The organism is Bacillus sp. Bos-x628, from assembly GCF_040500475.1.
Classification (GTDB): Bacteria; Bacillota; Bacilli; order Bacillales; family Bacillaceae; genus Bacillus; species Bacillus maqinnsis.
Genome location: NZ_CP159358.1, coordinates 3035325 through 3057244, shown reverse-complemented (window position 1 = coordinate 3057244; position 21920 = coordinate 3035325). Strand labels below are relative to the sequence as shown.

The 21920-nt window shown below is 40.0% G+C and carries 22 protein-coding genes, 1 riboswitch and 1 other annotated feature; of the genes, 6 read left to right on the top strand and 16 right to left on the bottom strand.

The genetic code is table 11. The annotated features are described in order from the left end of the window. The first annotated feature begins 130 nt into the window (after positions 1-130). Together ABVJ71_RS15955 and ABVJ71_RS15950 are read left to right on the top strand one after the other, a co-directional pair. A complete protein-coding gene (locus tag ABVJ71_RS15955) occupies positions 131-1345 on the top strand; it encodes an MFS transporter (RefSeq protein WP_353854885.1) in 1215 nt (404 codons plus the stop codon). After that, a complete protein-coding gene (locus ABVJ71_RS15950; RefSeq protein ID WP_353854884.1) occupies positions 1342-2181 on the top strand; it encodes an aldo/keto reductase in 840 nt (279 codons plus the stop codon). Before ABVJ71_RS15955 ends, ABVJ71_RS15950 begins: the two co-directional genes overlap by 4 nt. Before the next feature lie 42 nt (positions 2182-2223). On the opposite strand, the gene ABVJ71_RS15945 is transcribed toward ABVJ71_RS15950, so the two are convergent. From ABVJ71_RS15945 to ABVJ71_RS15915, 7 genes are all read right to left on the bottom strand, one after another. Then, positions 2224-3723, bottom strand: a complete 1500-nt coding sequence (locus tag ABVJ71_RS15945) for an extracellular solute-binding protein (protein ID WP_353854883.1) — start codon at positions 3721-3723, stop codon at positions 2224-2226. Between the two features lie 25 nt (positions 3724-3748). Beyond that, the gene (locus tag ABVJ71_RS15940; RefSeq protein WP_353856715.1) at positions 3749-4609 is read right to left on the bottom strand and encodes a carbohydrate ABC transporter permease; all 861 of its coding nucleotides are present in this window, start codon (positions 4607-4609) and stop codon (positions 3749-3751) included. 498 nt (positions 4610-5107) lie between these two features. Continuing rightward, positions 5108-5338 (bottom strand): hypothetical protein, encoded by a 231-nt coding sequence (locus ABVJ71_RS15935; RefSeq protein ID WP_353854882.1) that lies wholly within the window; start codon positions 5336-5338, stop codon positions 5108-5110. 86 nt (positions 5339-5424) lie between these two features. Further along, positions 5425-5565, bottom strand: coding sequence for a hypothetical protein (locus tag ABVJ71_RS15930; protein WP_353854881.1), 141 nt, complete (start codon positions 5563-5565; stop codon positions 5425-5427). A 43-nt stretch (positions 5566-5608) separates the two neighbouring features. Beyond that, a complete protein-coding gene (locus ABVJ71_RS15925; RefSeq protein ID WP_353854880.1) occupies positions 5609-6511 on the bottom strand; it encodes a dienelactone hydrolase family protein in 903 nt (300 codons plus the stop codon). Positions 6512-6646: 135 nt separating this feature from the next. Then, complete coding sequence (gene leuS / locus ABVJ71_RS15920) at positions 6647-9061, bottom strand: leucine--tRNA ligase (RefSeq protein WP_353854879.1); 2415 nt, start codon at positions 9059-9061, stop codon at positions 6647-6649. 97 nt (positions 9062-9158) lie between these two features. Then, positions 9159-9380: a binding site (T-box leader), on the bottom strand. A 103-nt stretch (positions 9381-9483) separates the two neighbouring features. After that, positions 9484-9813: a DUF4257 domain-containing protein gene (locus ABVJ71_RS15915; protein ID WP_353856714.1), complete on the bottom strand. Its 330-nt coding sequence runs from the start codon at positions 9811-9813 to the stop codon at positions 9484-9486. Positions 9814-10279: 466 nt separating this feature from the next. On the opposite strand from ABVJ71_RS15915, the gene ABVJ71_RS15910 reads away from it, so the two are divergent. After that, positions 10280-10984 carry a hypothetical protein gene (locus tag ABVJ71_RS15910; protein ID WP_353854878.1) on the top strand — a complete coding sequence of 235 codons (705 nt, stop codon included), beginning with the start codon at positions 10280-10282 and terminating at the stop codon, positions 10982-10984. 137 nt (positions 10985-11121) lie between these two features. Here the strand turns inward: ABVJ71_RS15910 and ABVJ71_RS15905 are convergent, their stop codons facing one another. From ABVJ71_RS15905 to ABVJ71_RS15885, 5 genes are all read right to left on the bottom strand, one after another. After that, positions 11122-12105 (bottom strand): ABC transporter permease subunit, encoded by a 984-nt coding sequence (locus ABVJ71_RS15905; protein ID WP_353854877.1) that lies wholly within the window; start codon positions 12103-12105, stop codon positions 11122-11124. Then, on the bottom strand, positions 12099-12977 hold the full coding sequence (locus ABVJ71_RS15900; RefSeq protein ID WP_353854876.1) for an ABC transporter ATP-binding protein: 879 nt from the start codon (positions 12975-12977) through the stop codon (positions 12099-12101). Before ABVJ71_RS15900 ends, ABVJ71_RS15905 begins: the two co-directional genes overlap by 7 nt. Further along, on the bottom strand, positions 12970-13362 hold the full coding sequence (locus tag ABVJ71_RS15895) for a GntR family transcriptional regulator (protein ID WP_353854875.1): 393 nt from the start codon (positions 13360-13362) through the stop codon (positions 12970-12972). The genes ABVJ71_RS15900 and ABVJ71_RS15895 overlap by 8 nt, the downstream gene beginning before the upstream one ends. Positions 13363-13379: 17 nt before the next feature. Next, positions 13380-13559 carry a hypothetical protein gene (locus ABVJ71_RS15890; RefSeq protein ID WP_353854874.1) on the bottom strand — a complete coding sequence of 60 codons (180 nt, stop codon included), beginning with the start codon at positions 13557-13559 and terminating at the stop codon, positions 13380-13382. A 143-nt stretch (positions 13560-13702) separates the two neighbouring features. Then, positions 13703-13978 (bottom strand): YtzC family protein, encoded by a 276-nt coding sequence (locus tag ABVJ71_RS15885; RefSeq protein WP_353854873.1) that lies wholly within the window; start codon positions 13976-13978, stop codon positions 13703-13705. A 152-nt stretch (positions 13979-14130) separates the two neighbouring features. Between ABVJ71_RS15885 and ABVJ71_RS15880 the strand changes: the two genes are divergently transcribed. Beyond that, a complete protein-coding gene (locus ABVJ71_RS15880) occupies positions 14131-15096 on the top strand; it encodes a TIGR01212 family radical SAM protein (RefSeq protein ID WP_353854872.1) in 966 nt (321 codons plus the stop codon). Then, complete coding sequence (locus tag ABVJ71_RS15875) at positions 15093-15668, top strand: class I SAM-dependent methyltransferase (RefSeq protein ID WP_353854871.1); 576 nt, start codon at positions 15093-15095, stop codon at positions 15666-15668. The genes ABVJ71_RS15880 and ABVJ71_RS15875 overlap by 4 nt, the downstream gene beginning before the upstream one ends. Positions 15669-15684: 16 nt before the next feature. On the opposite strand, the gene ABVJ71_RS15870 is transcribed toward ABVJ71_RS15875, so the two are convergent. Beyond that, positions 15685-16764, bottom strand: coding sequence for a tetraprenyl-beta-curcumene synthase family protein (locus tag ABVJ71_RS15870; RefSeq protein ID WP_353854870.1), 1080 nt, complete (start codon positions 16762-16764; stop codon positions 15685-15687). Positions 16765-16788: 24 nt separating this feature from the next. Continuing rightward, a complete protein-coding gene (locus ABVJ71_RS15865; protein ID WP_353854869.1) occupies positions 16789-17574 on the bottom strand; it encodes an alpha/beta hydrolase in 786 nt (261 codons plus the stop codon). Between the two features lie 45 nt (positions 17575-17619). Here ABVJ71_RS15865 and ABVJ71_RS15860 point away from each other — a divergent pair, with 45 nt between their 5' ends. Next, positions 17620-18135 carry a gamma carbonic anhydrase family protein gene (locus ABVJ71_RS15860; protein WP_353856713.1) on the top strand — a complete coding sequence of 172 codons (516 nt, stop codon included), beginning with the start codon at positions 17620-17622 and terminating at the stop codon, positions 18133-18135. Between the two features lie 137 nt (positions 18136-18272). On the opposite strand, the gene asnB is transcribed toward ABVJ71_RS15860, so the two are convergent. Both asnB and metK read right to left on the bottom strand, forming a co-directional pair. Beyond that, a complete protein-coding gene (gene asnB / locus ABVJ71_RS15855; RefSeq protein ID WP_353854868.1) occupies positions 18273-20174 on the bottom strand; it encodes an asparagine synthase (glutamine-hydrolyzing) in 1902 nt (633 codons plus the stop codon). 147 nt (positions 20175-20321) lie between these two features. Further along, a complete protein-coding gene (metK, locus tag ABVJ71_RS15850; protein ID WP_353854867.1) occupies positions 20322-21524 on the bottom strand; it encodes a methionine adenosyltransferase in 1203 nt (400 codons plus the stop codon). 192 nt (positions 21525-21716) lie between these two features. Next, a riboswitch (SAM riboswitch) is annotated at positions 21717-21851 on the bottom strand. Between the last annotated feature and the right edge of the window lie 69 nt (positions 21852-21920).

Genomic DNA, 21920 nt, shown 5'->3' with positions numbered 1-21920 from the left:
TAATAGGCACTTTTTAGTACCTATATTACAAAAAAGTACGTACTTTTTTTTTCGTCATCTATGTTAGATAATAACTCTTGCCGATCGGCTCGTCTATTAACATGTCATAAAAGAAGGATGTGACCCTATTATGAAAAAGCAACATAATCATTTTGCCCTTTTAGCACTTGCTGTTAGTGCTTTTGCCATAGGAACAACTGAATTTATTAGTGTCGGCCTTCTACCGATGATTTCAGAGGACTTTGGTGTGAGCGTGAGTCAGGCAGGCTGGACTGTTTCTTTATATGCGCTTGGTGTGACCTTTGGCGCTCCAATCCTGACGTCTCTCACCTCAACCATGAAAAGAAAGACATTGCTTTTGCTCATTATGCTCGTCTTCTTGGTTGGAAATACACTTGCCGACATTGCACCGACATTTTCAGTGTTGCTGGCAGGACGCGTCATTTCTGCCTTGTCACATGGCGTATTTATGTCCATCGGCTCTACCATTGCCGCAAGCCTTGTTGTGAAAGAAAAACGGGCAAGCGCCATTGCCTTTATGTTCACTGGTTTAACAGTAGCAACCGTCACTGGTGTGCCATTCGGTACTTTTCTCGGACATCAATTCGGTTGGCGGACTTCATTTGGCGTCATTGTCATCATTGGTCTAACCGCACTGATTGCCAACTACTTTCTTGTCCCGTCTCATTTAAAACAAGGGATGAAAACGACATTTAAAGATCAAGCTGCCTTATTAAAGACCAAAAGAATTCTACTTCTGTTTGTGATTACAGCGACAGGTTATGGAGGAACCTTTGTAGTCTTTACGTATTTATCACCACTGTTGCAACATGTGACAGGTCTTCAGCCAGGAACTGTCACCCTTATGCTACTTTTATACGGCATCAGCATCGCACTTGGAAATGTCATTGGCGGAAAGGTAGCCAACAGACAGCCAATGAAGGCGCTGATGTATATGTTTTTCATCCAAAGTATCATATTATTTCTCCTCCCCTTCACTGCCGAGTTCACCTTCTTTGGAATCGGTACGGTGATGCTCATGGGGCTGTTTGCTTTCATGAACGTACCAGGATTGCAGGTAGCAGTCGTTGATTTTGCAGAAAGATATACACCGGGAGCTGTTGATGTGGCTTCTGCTCTTAATATTGCTGCCTTTAATGCCGGCATCGCCATTGGTTCTTTTTTAGGCGGAATAGTCACAGATACATTGGGATTAGTTCATACAGGATGGATTGGCGGCACGATGGTACTCATGGCGTCTATCCTCACAATCATCAGTTTTAAACTTGAACAAAAAGAAAACATCACACAACATTCAAATGATATAAAGGAGTCATGTATATGAACAACTTACAAAGTACAAAAACATTAAACAATGGTGTCAACATGCCAGGTTTTGGTCTTGGTGTTTTTCAAGTAGAAGATGGAGCAGAATTAATTGAAGCAGTGAAAACAGCAATCACAATAGGCTATCGTAGCATTGATACAGCTTCTATTTATGGAAATGAGGAAGGCGTTGGGCGAGGAATACGACTTGGCTTAAAAGAAACTGGGCTTCGCCGCGAAGACTTATTTATCACGTCAAAAGTGTGGAATGACGACCTTGGCTATGAATCAACTTTAAAAGCATATGAAGAAAGCCTTAGGAAGCTTCAGCTTGATTATCTTGACTTGTACCTCATTCATTGGCCTGTTGAGGGGAAATTTAAGGAAGCTTGGCGTGCACTTGAAACACTGTATCGTCAAGGAAAAGTCAGAGCCATTGGTGTGAGCAACTTCCAGCCACATCATTTAGATGAATTATTAAAGGATGCTCAAATCATACCTGCAATTAACCAAGTAGAATATCATCCAAAACTCACGCAAGAGAATGTACATGCGTATTTGAAAGCCCATGGCATCCAAATGGAAGCTTGGTCACCGCTCATGCAAGGAGAACTGTTACATCACCCGCTCATTAAGGAGCTTGCCAAAAAATATAACAAAACACCTGCTCAAATGATTTTACGCTGGGATGTTCAGCAAGACGTAATTACCATTCCAAAATCAACAAAGCCACATCGTTTAAAAGAGAACGCTCAAATCTTTGATTTTGCCATTTCTGATGAAGATATGAAGCGTCTATCTGATTTAAATGAAAATAAACGAATTGGACCTGACCCTGACAATTTCGACTTTTAACGAAAACACCCCCGCTCTTTCGGCTGAGCGGGGGTGTTCTGTTTATTTTGATTTCTCATAGGAAGTCTCATATTCCTCAATGATTTTGTTTCCGCCATTTGACTTCCACTTCTCTACTTCTTTCTTAAATTGCGCTTCATCCATATCTCCAAGAATGAACTTATAGGTTGCATCATCGACAATTTTTTTCAGTTCGTTTCCACGCTCTGATGCAGTTTCTGAATACAGACTTTCTGCAGGATTGACCACAATAATGTTTTTGTTATCTTCTTCCAGCTCTTCATATTTTGTACGAACAGGGTCACCTTTATTTTTTAAGTAACGCTTATCAATTCCAACGAGACTCACCAGCGGCTGTACATCCGTTTGCCAAGCTTTGACCTGGCTTTCTTTACGAACAAACGTATTCCCTTCTTCTTTCTTATAATGCTTCCCCTCTATTCCGTAAGTCATTAATCCATACACATCTTCTTCAGCAATGCGATCAAAGAAAGCCAAAATCCGTTTTAATTCAGCTTCTGATTTTACACTTGTTTTAGGGAATGCAAAGATGCCATTGTGACCACCTGATGCCCACACCCGTTCTTTGCCATCTGGTCCTTTGATTCGGTTAATGATATCAACCTTTATGTTTTTATCTGTTGCATCATCTCTCAAGTTCACAGCATCTACCATATTCCCAACATAAATACCTGCTTTTCCTTGTGAAAATAATTCCTGCTGCTGCGTTTTGCTTGTGACCGGGAAGTCTTTATTGATGTATCCATTATCACGTAGCTTTTTCATATATTTCATTGTATTCATATACTCATCTGTCATAAAATCCGGCGTGAATTTGCCGTTTTCTTCTTTCCAATCTGTTGGCATCCCTTCATAAGAACCAAGTGTCTTAAACGCTCCATACATCAAATCATTTCGATCTGTAAAACCAATCGTATCGTCTTTCCCATTTTGATTCGGGTCTTTTTCAGTAAATGCTTTGGCTACTTCATAAAGATCATCTAGCGTGTTTGGTGTATCCAAATTTAAATTTTCAAGCCAATCTTTTCGAATGACAATCCCTTGTCTTGAAAGTGGCCTCTCTCTATAAATCCCGTAAAGCTTGCCATCTATAGAGGCATTTTTATTGATCAATTTGTTCATCTTACTTAAATTTGGATAATCCTTTAAATATGGACCGATTTCCCAGAACATACCTGATCTGAATGCATTAATAGCAGATGAATTTTTAATATCTTGAATCGTCACAATTTGCGGGAGATTTCCCGCGGCTAATGCTGAATTTAAACGATCTTCCTTCACAGCATCAGGAACCCAAGTGATATCAAGCTCTGTATTTGTTAACTTTTCAATTTCTTTTAACACCGTATCCTTCGGCGGCTGCTGGTGATACAAAATGGCCATCCACGTCAGCTTCACTTTCTTATCTAAATCAACCTTTTCATCTGATGAGCTTGCTCCTTTACTTGAGCACGCTGAAAGAATGCCGCTTGCTGCAAACAGCAGGACAAACGCTATCAACCATAATTTCTTTCTCCTCATAAGATCCCTCCGTTGTTCCATCTTTTTAACCCTTTACAGAACCTAGTAATGCGCCTTTATTGAAGTGCTTCTGGATAAATGGATAGACGAGCAGAACCGGAATTGTCGCAACAACGATCACAGCCATCTTAATTGTTTGGTCTGGCGGCGGTGTGGATGATCCCATATCCGACATATCTCCCTGCATTCCGCTAGATACAATGACGATTTGCCTCAACAATACCTGAATCGGCCATTTCACTGAATCATTTAAATACAAAATAGCTGTCATGTACGTATTCCAATACGTCACTGCGTAAAATAATGAAATTGTTGCCATTGCTGGTAACGAAAGTGGCAGCACAATTTTAAAGAAAATCCCTAGATCGTTACAGCCATCCATCTTCGCTGATTCCTCAAGACTTGTCGGAATGTTTTGAAAGAAATTTTTCAAAATGATCAAATTGAACGCATTGATGGCGACCGGCAGAATGAGTGACCAATAGGAATCAAGCAGACCCAACGTTTTTACGACAAGAAAAGTCGGAATCATTCCCCCACTAAAGAGCATGGTGAACACAACAAGAAACATTAGTGTTCTTCGGCCTTTTAACTCCTGACGAGACAGCCCGTATGCCATCAGTGAAGACAAAAACATACTGACAGATGTTCCAACGAGCGTGACGAGAATAGACACAATGAGGCTGCGATACACAATGTCTGTTGAAAAAATATACTCATATGCCTCTAGTGAAAACGTCGTTGGAAACAAAATAAATTTCTTCGTGATGACCTCATCCACCGTAGCAAAAGAGGCGGCAATGACATGGATGAACGGAAGCACACATATGAATGCGAACATGAGTAGAAAAGAGTAATTAAATAAATGGAACAATCGGCCTTTAATAGAACGATCTATGATCATCACATCCTTTCTTTGAAAGCGTTATCATTTTATCCGAAAATAAGCTGCAGCCTGTGACGATATCGTGATTAAAATGTAACAAATAGGGAAAGAAAGCGTCTATAATCATCTTTACAGTCTAAAAAGATAACTATGCCACCAGTGCTTTTATGCTGATAAAACAAAAGAATAAGAGCATGAGCTAATATGATGATTATGCCTGATGTCTAATCATTTTTTTCAAGTCATTCTTTTGTATTCAAATCTGGTCTATAGCCCAAATCCTGCTTCGTGTTCTCAGTTGACCAAGGCTTCTTTTCATGATCTGATACTGCATAATAAGTCCCAAACGAGACTTCCGTTTCAATAGCAGCCTTTGTGATAGCGAATAGATCTTCATGTGAAAGAAGTGTTTTTTTTCGTTCTTTCCTTTTGTAATAATTCTTTCAATTCATTTGAGGCGACAGTACCAATCCGTAAATTGACCACAGATATGCCTGCTTAATCATGGAATAAGGAACCTAACTGTTCGGAAGCAAATTTTAAGATGCGGTACACATTTATCGTAGCAGGCACATCATCTGCCGTTATTTCTCGTCCAAGTAATGAATGACCATCCTTCTCATATCGGTCTGTCACATGGTTACTGCTTGCAAATATCACTTTTTGAATACCCAAACGAGCGGCTGACCGGTACATATGATAAGGGCTTTTCAAAAAAATGTCATTCATTTTCGTAAACTCCTCTGAATGCATCACGCTATGCGTCATATCCATATTCCGTATGTGGCGGCGGGATGGCTTGAAATAGTTCCTGTTCATTTTGTTGCATCTGCTTGAATCACTTCTTCTACACATCTAAATTGATCGATAATGGTGATGTCATACTCCGAAGAGAGCCCTTTCGTTATAAGACGCCCGATGACACCGCAGCCGCCAATGATGGTGATCTTTTTCATACGTCTCCTCCCTCTGACGCAGTATGTCCTAGCGCTTATTTGATTACAGCCATTTTTTCAAAAAACGAGTGACTTCGTGGCGCATAACTGCCGTTTCAAAATGCCCTGCATTGAGACCGACAAGCTGATATCGTTCCTTTAATGATGCTGCATCGTACATAGGACTTAATTCCTTTTGAATACGGTGTACTCCCTGTGCAGGCGTCAGGTGATCTAGCTTCCCGACCAAACTTAAATGAGGTCTTGGAAAAATCAGCTTCTGTATATCGGCTGCTGTAAAATACTTTGCTAAACACGGTACATAGTAGTAAAAGCTGTGCCGGTCTAAATTGTTCGTTTCAATCAATGTATGATGATCGACCTGTGCACAAAGATCGATACAAACACTAATCCTCTCATCAAGAGCTGCCGTCCACCAAGCAAGCAAACCCCCCATCGACATCCCAAAAACAGCTAGCCGGTCTCTCAGCACATCTGGTCTTGTACACAAATAATCAATGGCACACATGCTGTCATACAGCATCATCCCCCACATGACTTTTCCTGTTAAAAGCATTTCTTTGAAAATTTCACTTTCAGTTCTGCCCCTTCTTTCGCCGAAGCCTGTATGATCAATAGCTAGGGCACTATAACCTTTAGACGTAAATTCCTTCGCATATGAAGGCGCTTGCAAATAATGAGCTCCGCTGACAAGCTCTTCCTTTCCATCGATGAAATTCCCGCCATGAGAGTGCTGGAACAATACGACAGGCCTTTTTTTCACCTTATCCTTTGGTTTTACAAAATATGCAGGAACTTCCTCCACTCCATTGATCGACAATACAAGTGTTTCTAATAAGAAAGATTCACGTTCTTCGATTTTCAATGTATATGCCTCAACCGGTGTTCGATCTGGCATTTCTCCTAAAAGGCTAAGCAGTTGTTCACGTTTGCTTTGCTTTTCCATTGCTGTCACTCCTCAATTTTCTTGATCAACTTTAGAAATACGAGATCGAATAAGCAATCACCTTGTTTTCGACAAAATGATGTCCCGGGAAATAAAAAAACCCATCGGCTTATGCTTATACCGATGGGTGATTCATTAGTTAGCGACGATATTGACAAGCTTGCCAGGAACCGCAATCACTTTACGTATTGTTTTTCCTTCAAGCTGCTCTTTGACTCGTACATCATTTTTAGCAAGCTCTTCTAACTGCTCTCTTGTTGCATCAGCAGGAACCATTAATTTCGCTTTCACTTTTCCATTGAACTGTATGACAATTTCTACTTCATCGTCGACAAGTTTTGACTCATCATATTGTGGCCATGCTTCATAAGAAATAGAGCCTTCATGTCCAAGTTTATTCCAAAGCTCTTCTGCTAAATGCGGCGCAATCGGAGAAAGAAGTTTGACGAAGCCTTCTGCATATTCTTTAGGTAATGTGTCAGCCTTGTAAGCATCATTGATAAACACCATTAACTGCGAAATACCTGTATTGAAACGCAAACCTTCATAATGATCAGTCACTTTCATCACCGTTTCATGATAACTCCGTTCTAACGCACCGTCTGTTTGCTCGGTTATTTTCTCACTTAGTGTACCATCTTCATTTATAAATAGACGCCATACACGATCAAGGAAACGGCGAGCCCCATCAAGTCCAGTTTCAGACCAAGCGATAGAAGCATCTAAAGGCCCCATGAACATTTCATATAATCTCAATGTATCTGCACCATGAGATTCTACAATATCATCAGGGTTGACAACATTTCCTTTTGATTTGCTCATTTTTTCATTATTTGCACCAAGAATCATCCCTTGGTTGAACAGTTTCATGAACGGCTCTTTTGTTGGGACAACCCCAATATCATACAAAAACTTATGCCAGAAACGAGCATAAAGAAGGTGCAAGACGGCATGTTCAGCTCCGCCAATATAAACATCAACAGGTAGCCATTTTTTTAGCTTGTCAGGTGATGCCAGTTCTTCAGAGTTATGCGGATCAATATAACGTAAGAAGTACCAGCAGCTACCTGCCCATTGTGGCATTGTGTTTGTTTCACGTCGCCCTTTTTTACCTGTGACTGGGTCTACTACCTCTACCCAATCTTGAATGTTTGCTAGTGGTGATTCACCTGTCCCGCTTGGCTTAATTTCAGTCGTCTTTGGCAAGATGAGTGGAAGTTCTTCTTCTGAAACAGCTGTAGATGTCCCGTCCTCCCAATGAATGATTGGAATTGGTTCACCCCAATAACGCTGACGGCTGAATAGCCAATCTCTTAAACGATATGTGACTTTCTTCTCGCCTTTTTTATGTTCTTCGAGCCATGCAATGGCTTTTTCAATGGCTTCTTCTTTACCTAAACCGTTTAAGAAGTCAGAGTTAATGTGCTTTCCATCACCTGTATAAGCTTCTTTTTCGATGTCTCCGCCTTCCACAACCGCTTTAATTGGCAGGTCAAATGTTTTGGCAAATTCATAGTCACGCTCATCATGGGCCGGTACCGCCATAATCGCACCTGTTCCATAACTTGCTAAGACATAATCCGCAATCCAGATTGGCATTTTTTCACCATTTAATGGATTGATCGCATAAGCACCTGTGAAGATTCCTGTTTTCGTTTTTGCAAGATCTGTCCGCTCTAAGTCACTCTTCGATTGAATTTCTTTGATATACGCATCAACCGCCTCTTTTTGGCCTGCTGTCGTGATTTTTTTAACAAGTGCATGTTCTGGTGCAAGAACGGCATACGTTGCACCAAATAGAGTGTCAGGGCGTGTTGTAAAAACGGTGAACTGTTCGTCATGTCCTTCTACTTCAAAGTGAACATGAGCACCTTCAGAACGTCCGATCCAGTTGCGTTGCATATCTTTGATGCTTTCAGGCCAATCAAGCTCTTCTAAATCCTCTAACAGCCTGTCAGCATAAGCAGTGATTTTCAGCATCCATTGCTTCATTGGTCGTCTTTCAACAGGATGTCCTCCGCGTTCACTTTTTCCATCAATGACCTCTTCGTTTGCAAGAACCGTACCGAGAGCTGGACACCAGTTGACAGGTACTTCATCAATATAAGCCAATCCTTTTTCATACAATTTCAAGAAAATCCATTGTGTCCATTTGTAATAATTCGGATCCGTTGTATTAATTTCTCTATCCCAATCATATGAGAAACCTAGTGATTGAATTTGGCGGCGGAAATTGTTGATATTCTCTTCTGTAAATTCAGCCGGATCATTTCCTGTATCCAGTGCATACTGTTCCGCTGGAAGACCAAACGCATCCCATCCCATTGGGTGAAGAACATCATACCCTTGCATTCTCTTCATGCGTGAAAGGATATCTGTTGCTGTGTAGCCCTCAGGATGCCCTACATGTAATCCAGCTCCTGATGGGTATGGAAACATATCAAGCGCATAAAACTTTGGTTTATCTTCCGAATCAGAAGTGGCAAATGTTTTATGAGTAAGCCAATAATCCTGCCATTTCTTTTCAATTTCCCGATGCTGAAAACTCAATGTAAAAACCTCCTTTAATATGTACGGCTTTATCTGCTAAAGTGACCACTGCAAGAATTCAGACTTTTCTAAAATCAACAAAAAACCCTCATCCCTAGAAAGGGACGAGAGATTTTTTGTTTCCCGCGGTACCACCCTTGTTAGCGTAACTTGTTGTTTGTACGCTCACTTAATATCTTTAACGCAGACATGCGACAGAAGCTTTAACGCAACTGCAACTCTGAGGCGAGTTCAGAAACAGATTTGATTGACTTTCACCAGCCGTCAATTCTCTAAAGACAAATACTGCTTTCTTACTACTCCTCTTCACTGTTCTTATCGTAACCGTCATCTAAGTAGTATTTTATAGAATTATGATCATAAGTGCAAGCAGGTTTGTATACAATGGGAATGTACCCTAGACTAGGGTAAAGTAGAGGATATTATTCGTGTGGAGATCCATTTTGACGGTTGGAGTCTGCATACTGTGAACGCTGTTCTCTAACAAAATCAAAGCTTCGCAGAACTGCTTCTCCTCCGTAACCTGAAATGATTGATAAAATGACTAAGTGCAGACTTGAATCGGGATTTGAGGATAATACAAGCAGTGTAGCGGCAATCATCCCAACGAGCCACTCTTCAATAAACCCTAGATAAATAAACTTCTTTGTCATTCTGGGTTTCTCTAGCCTGCCTTTTTTCTTTACGTGACCGAGAATACCCATGACCCCTCCAATGGCACAAGCAATAATGACTTGTTGCAGCATTTTCATCACCTTCCTAAAGCCCTTAGAATAGTAAAGCGACTTCAGGCTGTCCAGCCCCCTGTAATGCCATTCTGCTGTTCCGTCATAATCCATGTAAAAAGGTCTATTCTCTCTAACGAAGAAAAAAAGCTTGTTTCTTCCATTATATGTGAATGACCTAGAAACAATCTTGATGCATTGGAATCATTTTCACATAAGTCGTATTAACTATTTTTGTCATTTTTTGAATTTTCGAGCAAATGATTCCTTCTTTTTTTAAATAAAAGTCTCCTTACTTACTCTATTCTAATGGAGGACAAACTATGATGACAAATATAACAAACTGTTTGCAATCATTGAATTTGAAAGAAACAAACAAAGGGCTCCCATTAGCTGAAAATCATGTGTAATCATTTTTTCATTTTGCTTGTTCCACTAAATGGAAAAATAGGGTATGATGGAGGTAAACAGGAATTTCCAGGGGGGTTGCTGCATGACAGCTTTATTGATCATTGGTCTTTTATGCTTTTGTTTCGCCATTGGATATGCTGCTTTTTTTCTGTTACAAAAAAAGCAAAATAGACAAATAGTTTTTTCAAAGGTACTCTTTTATCCCTTTTTGATCACAGGTCTGATTTTCTCCATCATGTCTATACCGTTCCTTGTCTCAGAATCTCCTAAAGCACAGGCAGATCCATCTTCAGAACAGCTTTTAAAGGAGCAAAAACAATTAACATCTGAACTATCTCGTTTGAAAACAGACAAAGAAAAGCTTTCTTCCTCGTTAGAAGATGTGACAAAAGAGAAGGAAATATTATCAAAACAGTTAGAAAACATCACTTCAGAAAATGAAACAGTAAAACAACAGAAGCAAACAATACAAGAGCTTCAAGAGAAAATAGACAAGCTCACAACAAACAACAAATCACTGAAAAAAGAAAATACGAATTTAAAAAAAGATGCGCAGTCATCGACAGTCCAACGTTCAGCTCCTAAAGATAATGGTTCATATACAGGCGGTCATGAATCACAAAAAGATACGAAAAAAGAATCAGCCGCCTGTAACATTAAAGGAAGCGTCAATGGCATTTATCACACACCAAGCAGCAGATATTACTCACGTACCAAAAACGTGACGAAAATGTTTTGCTCGGTAGCAGAGGCGGAACGTGCAGGATACAGGGCGCCAAAGCAATAGCCAGTCCTGCTATAAAAAGAACCTCCTGCTGGTTCCATTTGGGGACACAGGAGGTTCTTTTTTATATTTCTCTTCTTCGCTGTTAAAACAATTCCGTATTTTAATCGTTCGGTTGATGATACTCCTCTCTTATCTGTTTATCTTTTTCGATAGATTAAGAAATAACTCGTCAGTACACCAACAACTCCGCCTAGTACCATTCCAACGAAATAACCAAATAACGAATTGTCTGAAGAGAATCCAACCCAGCCAAACCCTAGGACCCCAAAGACAATAACCATGATTTGAATCGGTCTATCCATTTTTGAAAATAGGAAGAAATGGTCGTTTCGCTCAGTCGGGTGTTTTTGAAAACAAAACAAGCCAATGACATAAAATAGTAAGAGCATGATGAGTGGTATTACAATCTTTTCACCGGTGAACAAATAAGGATCTCCAAGGCTTGGGTCAGTTGTTATGTACATAATTGGAGATATTAGCATCATTAGACGATAAAAATGGTAGTCGATCAAATGATTAGATGTTTGCAAAATAAATTCTAAGTGTACAAGCGGTAAACCAATCACCAAGATTGGTAAAATGGCTGTACTGAATGCTACAATCGCTTGTGCAATTGTACTTCCGGTTAAAGTACCTGCTGCCAAAAACAGACTATAAATCATCAAAGCAGCAATAAGTGCGGAGAGATATTCGCTGTTAAATTCAGTGATTTCAGATGGTTTCATGACTAAAATGAATAAAGCCGTCATACCATAGGATACTGCGTGAATGAAAATGATCATACCAGCGCCTAGCATAAATTTCGAATTGTAAATAGCACTTCTACTAAAAGGGAGCGATAATGTAAAATCCATTAGCCCTTTATTTTTTTCAAAACCAAGCTGTATCAATGCAAAAAACAAACCAATCATCCATGAAAGAGATAGAAAGGTATCTGAATGAAAGCTATAAGTAAATTGATTACCTATTGGCATACATGTTGCATCTTTTAAACACGATTGAAAGGATGAATACTCCATTAAGAATGAAAAGGGTGTCGCAAGAGTCGCAACTAGCATAACTAAAATAAATGTCAGCTCTGATTGCTTCCATTCCTTATACAATAATGGTTGCTTTACCATCTGCGTTTCCCTCCAAACTTTGCAATAAACACTTCTTCTAAATTCACAGGCAGTTCATTCCATACTTTAGGCTGTAAAGATTTTAAATAATCTTTTACCTCTGCATCTGATTTTGATACGAGCACTGTATAAAAGATACCCGCTTGTTCTAAGACCGCAATGCCTTTTTTTCTAATATTTAAGTTCATATCTTCTTCAAATGCCATTTGTATTTTAACATAATCATTCTTTAATTGATCTAAATCCATGACACTTGTGAGCTTATTTTCTTCAAGAAACCCGATTCGATTGCATATGCGCTCAATATCCTCTAGCCGGTGTGAGGTGATGAGAATAGATGTCTCTCGTTCTGCTACCTCGTCAATCATCAATTGAAGTACATCATTTCTTGTGACCGCATCAATGCCATCTGTCGGCTCATCTAATAAAATGACAGCAGGTTTGATTGCAAAGCTTAAAATTAATGACAGTTGTTTCTTTAATCCTGTCGATAGATCGCGGTATTTCACTTTTTCGGGAATTTCGTATCGGTTCACAAGCTCATTTGCATAGGTCACATCAAACTTCGGATAGATTTTCTTCAATAGCTGCAAGAGCTGGTGATAATGATACCGGTCAAAATATGGATTTACAACAGGCATATACACAATATTTTGCTTCACTAAGGGGTGGTCTTTAATCAATACGTCCTTAAAATAAATCTCACCTTGATCTGGAAGGAGAATTTGCTGTATTAATCTGAGAAGCGTTGTTTTGCCAGAACCATTTCTACCAAGCAAACCGAAGATTTCGCCTTCGCCTATCTTGAAGGAAACGTCACGGAGTACATCGCGTCCATTTATTTTTTTTGATACATTTTTGACCTCAATCAACTTTATTTCCTCCTTTTAGACTTGAGCCGATCTCTTCTAGCCATTCCTTTAGTTGTTGAATATCAATGCCGGCATAATGAGCTTCTTTCATGAGTTGTCTTAATTGCTCCTTCATCTCGAGCACCTTTCCTTCATTAAGCTTTAATTGTGCACTTTCTGTCACATACGTTCCCCGGCCTCTCAGCGTCTCAATAATGCCTTCCCGTTCGAGTTCTTTATACGCTTTGCTAACTGTGTTTGGGTTTGCAATGATAACAGTTGCCAGCTCTCTGACAGAAGGCAATTTGTCACCAGGTTTCATGATACCCTTCAGACATAAAATTTTTAACTGCTCAATGATTTGTTCATATATTGGCGCAGCACTTCTTGGATCTATTTGAATCATGATGGCTCCCTCTTTTCTCATTCATGCTTTTGTCGCCCTATTGCTTGATCATGTCCTTGCATTAAAGGGACCGAATTGGGAATAAAATCTTTCTGAACTTCAAAACCAATGAAAACGAGAACGAAAAAAAATGTACATGCTAAAATAATCGCCAGCACCATCCACTTGATATTGATTGGCTTTTTTTCTTTTTTCATGGTTAAGCACCTTTCTTCACACTTTTAAGTGTCTGCAGTGTATTAGTTGATATAGTACACTTAACACATTAAAGACGCTTGATTTAAAAGTCAATATCTTACCTAAAAATAAAAAACAGACCCTAAATAGAAGGATCTGCTAGTTATTCGGTATCGTATGGAATCCCTAAAATCATTTGATTTTGCATGCTTTGAATTTGAACACGTGCCCTGTCAAGACGCTCTCTTTGCTGGTCATTGGCGACATCTTTTAATTTTTCTAATTCACTCAACGTTTCTTCAAGCATGAGCTGTGCTTTCGAAAAATCTTCTTCGTTATCATGTTCTTGACGTGAGCTTAAATCAAATTGTTTATTTGCAAATTCAAGTGTTTCCATACTCTTTTGCATAAATTCATCTATCGAATTTCTCGTTGCCATCTTTATTCCCCCCAACTAATGATCGACTCCTGCCTATTTTGCCCAGATGAAGCTGTTTCAATAAAGAAAATGTTGGAGACATTCATTTGTCCTAAACCATAATTTTTGTTAAACTTTTAGGATGCCTATTATGATGCAAGGAGGTTACTGATTTGGATCAGCATAACCCTTTTTTATATTCAAACAGTGATAAACGTTATCACACATGGAATTATCACCTGCGGGAGCACTTTGGTCATAAAGTGTTTAAAGTCGCACTAGACGGCGGTTTTGATTGCCCAAACCGTGATGGTACGGTTGCTTTTGGAGGCTGTACATTTTGCAGTGCTGCCGGGTCTGGTGATTTTGCTGGGAATCGAGCGGATGATCTCATCACGCAATTTCATGAAATTAAAGATCGGATGCACACAAAATGGAAAGACGGAAAATACATGGCGTATTTCCAAGCGTACACCAATACACATGCGCCGCTCCCTGTATTAAAAGAAAAATATGAAACGGTTATGAATCTTGAAGGAGTTGTAGGTTTATCCATCGCTACAAGACCAGACTGTCTGCCAGATGACGTTGTGGAATATTTAGCTGAATTAAATGAGCGAACGTATTTATGGATAGAGCTTGGTTTGCAAACCGTACACGAACGAACTGCTATGCTCATCAATCGGGCTCATGATTATGACTGCTATGTAAAAGGTGTAGAAAAGCTAAGAAAACACGGCATTCGTGTCTGCTCTCATATCATTAACGGCTTACCTCTTGAAAGCCGCGATATGATGATGGAAACCGCAAAAGCTGTGGCTGAATTAGATGTACAAGGAATCAAAATTCATTTACTTCATTTGTTGAAAGGGACACCGATGGTGAAGCAATATGAAAAAGGAAAGCTTGAATTTTTAAGCCAAGAAGAATATGTTCAGCTTGTTTGTGATCAACTTGAAATCTTGCCGCCTGAAATGATTATTCATCGTATTACAGGTGATGGTCCAATCGAATTAATGGTAGGGCCCATGTGGAGTGTGAACAAGTGGGAAGTGCTGAATGCCATTAATGCTGAACTTGAAAGGCGTAACAGCTATCAAGGTAAACGTTTCGTCAGATTGGAAGAAGCGGCCAGATGATTTTAAAGCGCATGCTCCCTTTTAGCAAAGAACTATTAGAACGCGCCTGCCAAAAAGGCGATATCGTCATTGATGCAACAATGGGGAATGGTCACGACACGCTCTATTTAGCCAATCTTGTGGGGGAAGATGGTCAAGTCTTTGCATTCGATATTCAGAAGGAAGCCTTAAACGAGACAAGTAAAAGGCTCGGTGATCAATATCCTCATGTTCATCTCATTCATGACGGACATGAAAAGATGGCTGATCATCTTCCAGACGATGTTCACGGACAGATTTCAGGTGCGATGTTTAATCTTGGCTATTTACCTGGAGGGAATAAAGCAGTCACAACGCAAGCTCACACAACCATTGAAGCGATCAAACAGCTAATTGAGTGGTTAAGGCCAGGAGGTCTCATTGTCCTTGTCATCTATCACGGACACCCTGAAGGAAAGACAGAAAGAGATGCACTGATCAACTATTGCCAATCACTCAGTCATGAAGAAGTACAAGTCTTGTCTTACCAGTACATGAATATTCATAATGATCCTCCCTTTGTGGTGGCGATTGAAAAAAAGCTCAAATCATAGTGGATTTGAGCTTTTTTTATGAAGATTTCATCCATGGCATTTTTTGATACGTTCGGTAGGCTCTTCCATTGATGTAGAAGAAGAACGATGTTTTCCCACTCGATTTGATCAGCCGTTTCGCCAGCTTATTTATGTCTTTTTGTGCTGTCACTTTCTCATCAGACAAATAGACTGCAAGTAATCCTCTGTTGATCAGTTTGTGAAAATTCTCATGCGGAATCCCTTTAAGCTGCTCATCCGCCTTCTCTATAAAATGCTGAAGCCTGTCCATCATCTCATGATGCGAATTGTAATATGAGCAGAAATTCAGGTCGCCCCCAAGCCTATCCTCTTCTTGATCAATTAAATAATCCAGTAATATATGAAGACCTTGTATATATGGGAAATAACTCTCGTAAATTTGTTTTGCCTGCTTCTCTGTAAAATCAGGTTGAAGTGCATAAGCCACAAGGCAGAAAATACCTAATGTCGACCCTGCACACGCTGAAAACTCATACCACTCCATTTTAGGCAAATCTTTTTCATATTGACGAAACCACGATTCTAATCGCGGCACACGCTCATGAGGCACCACATGCTTATGTACTTGTAAATTACTATAATAATCGCAAAGCGTTTGTAAATATGGCTGAATGATCTGATAATGATCAAGTCGTGACAGCACATCTTGACATGTACGGACAAGGGCATGTAAATAATCATGATCCTCTTGATCATTTCGATATTGATAATACGGTTTCAGCTCTGCATGGATATCAAGCGCATCTCTCATCGCTTGATGCAGCATATGAAAATCAGCAGGATCAAGGGAAGTACTGCGGTCACACAAGTTATCTAAATAGTCACTAATGGTTTGATACGCCACAATGAATTTAACACACGTCTCTTTTTCTTCACCTGCTAAAAGAGATAGAATACCTCCTCCTTCACAGTGAAATGTTTTACTCGCAATGCTCGCTAGTGCCTGAGTTCTTAGTTCTTCGTTTTCAATCGTTTCTGCATGAGCTCGCCACTTTTTAAGCTCCTGATGAACGAGCGGAAAAATATCCTTATAAACCTTTGTCATCAGTGCAAAAGGACGCTCTGGTACTGACAAATCAATCCACCCCCAACTTAAAGCTCACAATGAAATATATTGATCTGTAAAGGCTCTTGCCGCTTTAAACACATCTTCTCGTTCAGGCTCATTAAAAATTTCGTGATACAGCCCTTCCCATTCACGGTATGATTTATTCAATGATTCAATGCCATTAAACCATTTAATGACCCTTGTCTTATCAACAATCTTGTCATCACCCGCCTGCATTAAAAGCAGCGGAATAGACCGGAAGGCATTCGTCGGCTGCATGGAAGCATCAATGTTTTTCACAAGTTCCCGATACCATCTAACAGAGACTTTTGTGACATAAAGAGAGTCATTAGAATCTGCTTCAATCACTGCCTGATTACGCGTCGCAAGCTCTATGGATAGCCCAGACTCCACCTTAAAAGACGGTGCCAGCACATTTAATCCTTTTGAAGCTAAATCCATCAGTTTCTTTGGTTTAAATTGCAGACCTAAACAAGGTGATGATAAAATAAGTCCATCAATCTTCGTATGGGTATACTGCTTGACCCACTCAATCGAAATGAGTCCACCCATGCTATGACCAAGTAAAAAAGTTGGAAGTCTGAATGACTTCGCATGTTCCATCCACTCATCTACTGTGTCAATGTATTCTTGAAATGAGCGAATATGGCCTCTTGCCCTTGTAGTTGTCCCTTGCCCAGGCAGGTCACCCATCACGACATGATAGCCCGCATTCCGCCACATTTCAATTAACCATTTATAGCGGCCATGATATTCACTTGCACCATGTACAATCACAATTGTACCAACTGGTCTTTCAGCATGCCAAGTCCACAAAGTAAACACCTCACAAAAGTTGTATTAAGAAAGGAAGTCGAAAAAGTGATTTATCCGTATCATCAATTTACACCTGAGATTCATGAATCGGTCTTTGTAGCAGATAACACCATTATTACTGGCGATGTCACAATCGGAGAATATTCAAGCGTTTGGTTCCAAACTGTCATCAGAGGCGATGTCGCTCCTGTGAGAATCGGAAAAAACGTCAATATTCAAGACTTGTCCTGTCTGCATCAAAGCCCTGGAAAACCACTTCTTATTGAAGATGGTGCTACAATTGGACACCAAGTCACATTACATAGCTCAATCATTCGAAAAAATGCCCTCATTGGAATGGGATCGATCATTCTCGATGGAGCGGAAATTGGTGAAGGAGCCTTTATCGGTGCAGGCAGTCTCGTCCCGCAAGGAAAGGTCATCCCAAACGGTACACTCGCTTTTGGTCGTCCAGCCAAAGTCGTTCGCACATTAACAGATGAAGACATTCAGGATATGGATCGTATCCGTAGAGAATATGTAGAAAAAGGACAATATTATCGTTCCCTTTTATCCCGCTAAGACAATGCTGTTATCTTCACTTTATCATGTTTTTTTCAGGATATTAAGCAATAACTATGTACCGCTTGTTATTTTACCCTGATTTAAACTTTCTATCATGACAAAAAAGGTTTTCAGCACATAGCTGAAAACCTTTTTCATGAACTAAAAATGACTTCTTTTGGTTGATGATTCAACTGTTCTGGGTCAATACTGCGCTCTACATATATGCTGTACCAGATCATAAAGATTAAGACTGTCCAAATCTTACGACTATGATCTGCTTTACCAGCACAATGTTCATTTAATAGATCAAGTACATATTCTTTGTTAATATACTCATCCGTTTGACTATTTTGAATGATATCTTTCGCCCAAGCATTCATTTCATTTTTCAGCCAATGACGAATTGGTACAGGGAATCCTAGTTTTTTACGATTTAACACATGATCTGGTACAATACCCTCTGCTGCTTTACGCAACAAGTATTTAGTTGTGCCATCTTTCGTTTTGAGCTCTTCAGGAATTTTAGAAGCCGCTTCAAATACAACCTTATCCAGAAACGGAACACGAAGCTCAAGAGAATTGGCCATGGTCATCTTATCTGCTTTTAGCAATATGTCACCGCGCATCCAAGTATGGATATCAACATATTGCATTTTGTTAATATCACTGTATCCTGCACTTTCCTCGAAGTATGTCTTTGTGACATCACGATACGTTACATTTGGATCATATTGTTTTAACAGGTTTTTCTTCACTGGCTCTTCAAAGATTTTCGCATTTCCGATATAACGCTCTTCTAAAGGTGTACAGCCACGGATGATGAAGCTTTTTCCTTTCATTCCTTCTGGCATCAAACGCGCCAAACGAAGAAGTAGCTTTTTCAGCATAGATGGAACAGATTCAAATGGTTTTAAGGAAAGCGGCTCGCGGTAAATATTGTATCCACCGAATAGCTCGTCTGCTCCCTCACCAGATAGAACAACTGTCACTTGTTTTTTCGCTTCTTTTGCAACGAAATAAAGCGGAATCGCCGCTGGATCAGCTAAAGGATCATCCAAGTGCCAAACAATCTTTGGAAGCTCGTTCATATATTCCTCTGGGGAAATGACTGCACTAAAATTTTGCAAACCGAGCTTATCGGCTGTTTCCTTTGCCACATCGACCTCACTGAAACCATCTTGCTGGAAGCCAACAGAGAACGTTTTCAGCTCAGGGTGAAATTCCTTTGCAACAGACACAATGAAAGAAGAATCGATACCGCCTGATAGGAATGAACCAACAGGTACATCACTTCTCATATGCACTTTCACAGAATCATAGATGGCATCCCTTACTTCTTCTATTAATTTTTGCTCTTGTGTTTGTTCAGGCTTGAATTGGACTTTCCAGTATGTCTTAAATTGAATTTCTTGACCAGGACGCAATGTAAACTGATGACCCGGCTCTACTTTTTGCACTTTTTGATCAAGTGTATTTGGCTCAGGAACAAATTGGAAGGACATATATTGCTGCAAGGCTGTCTCATCAAATAAAATGTTCTCATTTACAGCCATAAGGCTTTTGCGTTCAGAAGCAAAGTACACTCGATCATCCATTTGTGTAAAATAAAGTGGTTTGATTCCAAAAGGATCTCTTGCGCCATATAGTAGCTGCGTTTCTTTATCCCAAATGAGAAACGCAAACATTCCGCGAAGCTTAGAAGCCGCTTCTTCTTTATAATGACGATATGTAGCAAGAAGCACTTCAGTATCAGAATCTGTACTGAATGTATAGCCCATTTTCACAAGCTCTTCCTTTAACTCCACATAATTGTAAATTTCTCCGTTAAAAATAATCCAATACTTCTCATCTTCATAAGAAAGCGGCTGCTTTCCATGTTCCACATCTATAATACTTAAGCGTCTAAATCCAAATCCTACATGCTCATCATGATAGTATCCCTCATCATCCGGACCACGATGAACGATGAGGCGATTCATTTGTTGAATTAACTCTTCCTGTTCTGTCGTTTCGGACAATGGACGGTGATTCAATACACCAACAAACCCACACATATTATTGCCTCCACATTATGTTATTTCTTAATAGTAGACCTATAATTAGACAGTCTTTTGTCTCATTTCGTTTCACATTTTCAAGCTTTTTGTTGAATTTTTTTCACCAAAAGGAAAACCGCTTAAAATAAGCGGTTTAATATGTTGTTATAGTCCTAATGCTTCCTTGCGAAGCGTGTCGGCCTTATCTGTTTTTTCCCATGGTAGATCTAAATCGTGTCGGCCAAAATGTCCGTATGCAGCCGTTTGTTTATAAATAGGGCGGCGCAGATCAAGCATTTTGATAATGCCAGCCGGACGCAGATCAAAGTTTGCACGAACCACTTCAATTAACTTCTCTTCAGAAGCTTTTCCTGTTCCGAACGTATCAATAGAAATGGACACAGGCTGAGCTACACCAATGGCATAGGCAAGCTGCACTTCACAAGATTCTGCAAGTCCAGCTGCTACAATGTTTTTCGCTACATAACGAGCAGCGTATGCTGCAGAACGGTCAACCTTCGTTGCATCTTTACCTGAGAAAGCGCCGCCGCCATGACGAGCGTAACCGCCATACGTATCCACGATAATTTTCCGTCCAGTTAAACCAGCATCACCTTGAGGTCCGCCGATAACGAAACGACCTGTTGGATTAATAAAGTATTTCGTATTTTCATCCATCAATTCACTTGGAACCACAGGGCGGATGACATGCTCTTTCAAGTCGCTTTGAATTTGTTCAAGCGTCACTTCTGGTGCATGCTGTGTAGAGATGACGACTGTGTCAATCCGAGCTGGTTTGTTTTGTTCATCATATTCAACTGTTACTTGTGTTTTTCCGTCAGGACGAAGGTACGAAAGCGTTCCATCCTTGCGCACTTCAGTTAAGCGGCGAGATAATTTATGGGCTAGTGAAATTGGTAGCGGCATCAGCTCTTCTGTTTCGTTGTTTGCAAAACCAAACATTAGCCCTTGGTCACCTGCACCGATCGCATCAATTTCTTCTTCAGTCATTGTTCCTTCACGTGCTTCAAGCGCTTTGTCTACACCTTGTGCAATGTCAGCTGACTGTTCATCAATTGATGTAAGAACCGCACATGTTTCCGCATCAAAACCATATTTCGCACGTGTGTAGCCAATTTCCTTAATGGTGTCACGTACCGTCTTTGGAATATCAACATAGGTAGATGTTGTAATCTCACCGCTGACTAATACGAGACCGGTTGTTACAGAAGTTTCACAAGCAACACGTGCATTTGGATCTTTCTTTAAAATTTCATCTAAAATGCTGTCTGAAATTTGATCACAGATTTTATCTGGATGTCCTTCTGTTACTGATTCTGAAGTAAATAAACGACGATTTTGACTCATAATGGCAATTCCTCCTGTACAAGACCACATCCTCCCAAGATGGGGCCTTCATATGATACGGAACTCGTTCCCTCTTATAGAAAAACGTTTATATTAGAGATGTTATTGGCAATTTGTACATATGATATCCCAAAAATAAAAAAACCATTTCCTTCAATGCGAGGAAAGGGTCTGATATCTGCATGCCTTTCACTCTTATCGCTCAAGGTGTTCTTGTACCTTGCATCAGGTTAGCACCTTGGTTTCTCAGCATGTTCATGCCTTTGTTATAAGAAACCGGTTGCTGGGCTTCATCGGGCCTGTCCCTCCACCAACTCGGGATAAGAGTATCCGTTCAATAAAATATCTTATCTTAACCCTGCTATGCTGTCAATGCTTCTAAAGAATTATCTCTCC

What these genes read in the sequence shown, in the direction of transcription:
- ABVJ71_RS15955 (WP_353854885.1), top strand. Translation starts at nt 131, where the DNA reads ATGAAAAAGCAACATAATCATTTTGCCCTTTTAGCACTTGCTGTTAGT.
- ABVJ71_RS15950 (WP_353854884.1), top strand. Translation starts at nt 1,342, where the DNA reads ATGAACAACTTACAAAGTACAAAAACATTAAACAATGGTGTCAACATG.
- ABVJ71_RS15945 (WP_353854883.1), bottom strand. Translation starts at nt 3,723, where the DNA reads ATGAGGAGAAAGAAATTATGGTTGATAGCGTTTGTCCTGCTGTTTGCA.
- ABVJ71_RS15935 (WP_353854882.1), bottom strand. Translation starts at nt 5,338, where the DNA reads ATGAATGACATTTTTTTGAAAAGCCCTTATCATATGTACCGGTCAGCC.
- ABVJ71_RS15930 (WP_353854881.1), bottom strand. Translation starts at nt 5,565, where the DNA reads ATGAAAAAGATCACCATCATTGGCGGCTGCGGTGTCATCGGGCGTCTT.
- ABVJ71_RS15925 (WP_353854880.1), bottom strand. Translation starts at nt 6,511, where the DNA reads ATGGAAAAGCAAAGCAAACGTGAACAACTGCTTAGCCTTTTAGGAGAA.
- ABVJ71_RS15915 (WP_353856714.1), bottom strand. Translation starts at nt 9,813, where the DNA reads ATGAAAATGCTGCAACAAGTCATTATTGCTTGTGCCATTGGAGGGGTC.
- ABVJ71_RS15910 (WP_353854878.1), top strand. Translation starts at nt 10,280, where the DNA reads ATGACAGCTTTATTGATCATTGGTCTTTTATGCTTTTGTTTCGCCATT.
- ABVJ71_RS15905 (WP_353854877.1), bottom strand. Translation starts at nt 12,105, where the DNA reads ATGGTAAAGCAACCATTATTGTATAAGGAATGGAAGCAATCAGAGCTG.
- ABVJ71_RS15895 (WP_353854875.1), bottom strand. Translation starts at nt 13,362, where the DNA reads ATGATTCAAATAGATCCAAGAAGTGCTGCGCCAATATATGAACAAATC.
- ABVJ71_RS15890 (WP_353854874.1), bottom strand. Translation starts at nt 13,559, where the DNA reads ATGAAAAAAGAAAAAAAGCCAATCAATATCAAGTGGATGGTGCTGGCG.
- ABVJ71_RS15885 (WP_353854873.1), bottom strand. Translation starts at nt 13,978, where the DNA reads ATGGCAACGAGAAATTCGATAGATGAATTTATGCAAAAGAGTATGGAA.
- ABVJ71_RS15875 (WP_353854871.1), top strand. Translation starts at nt 15,093, where the DNA reads ATGATTTTAAAGCGCATGCTCCCTTTTAGCAAAGAACTATTAGAACGC.
- asnB (WP_353854868.1), bottom strand. Translation starts at nt 20,174, where the DNA reads ATGTGTGGGTTTGTTGGTGTATTGAATCACCGTCCATTGTCCGAAACG.
- metK (WP_353854867.1), bottom strand. Translation starts at nt 21,524, where the DNA reads ATGAGTCAAAATCGTCGTTTATTTACTTCAGAATCAGTAACAGAAGGA.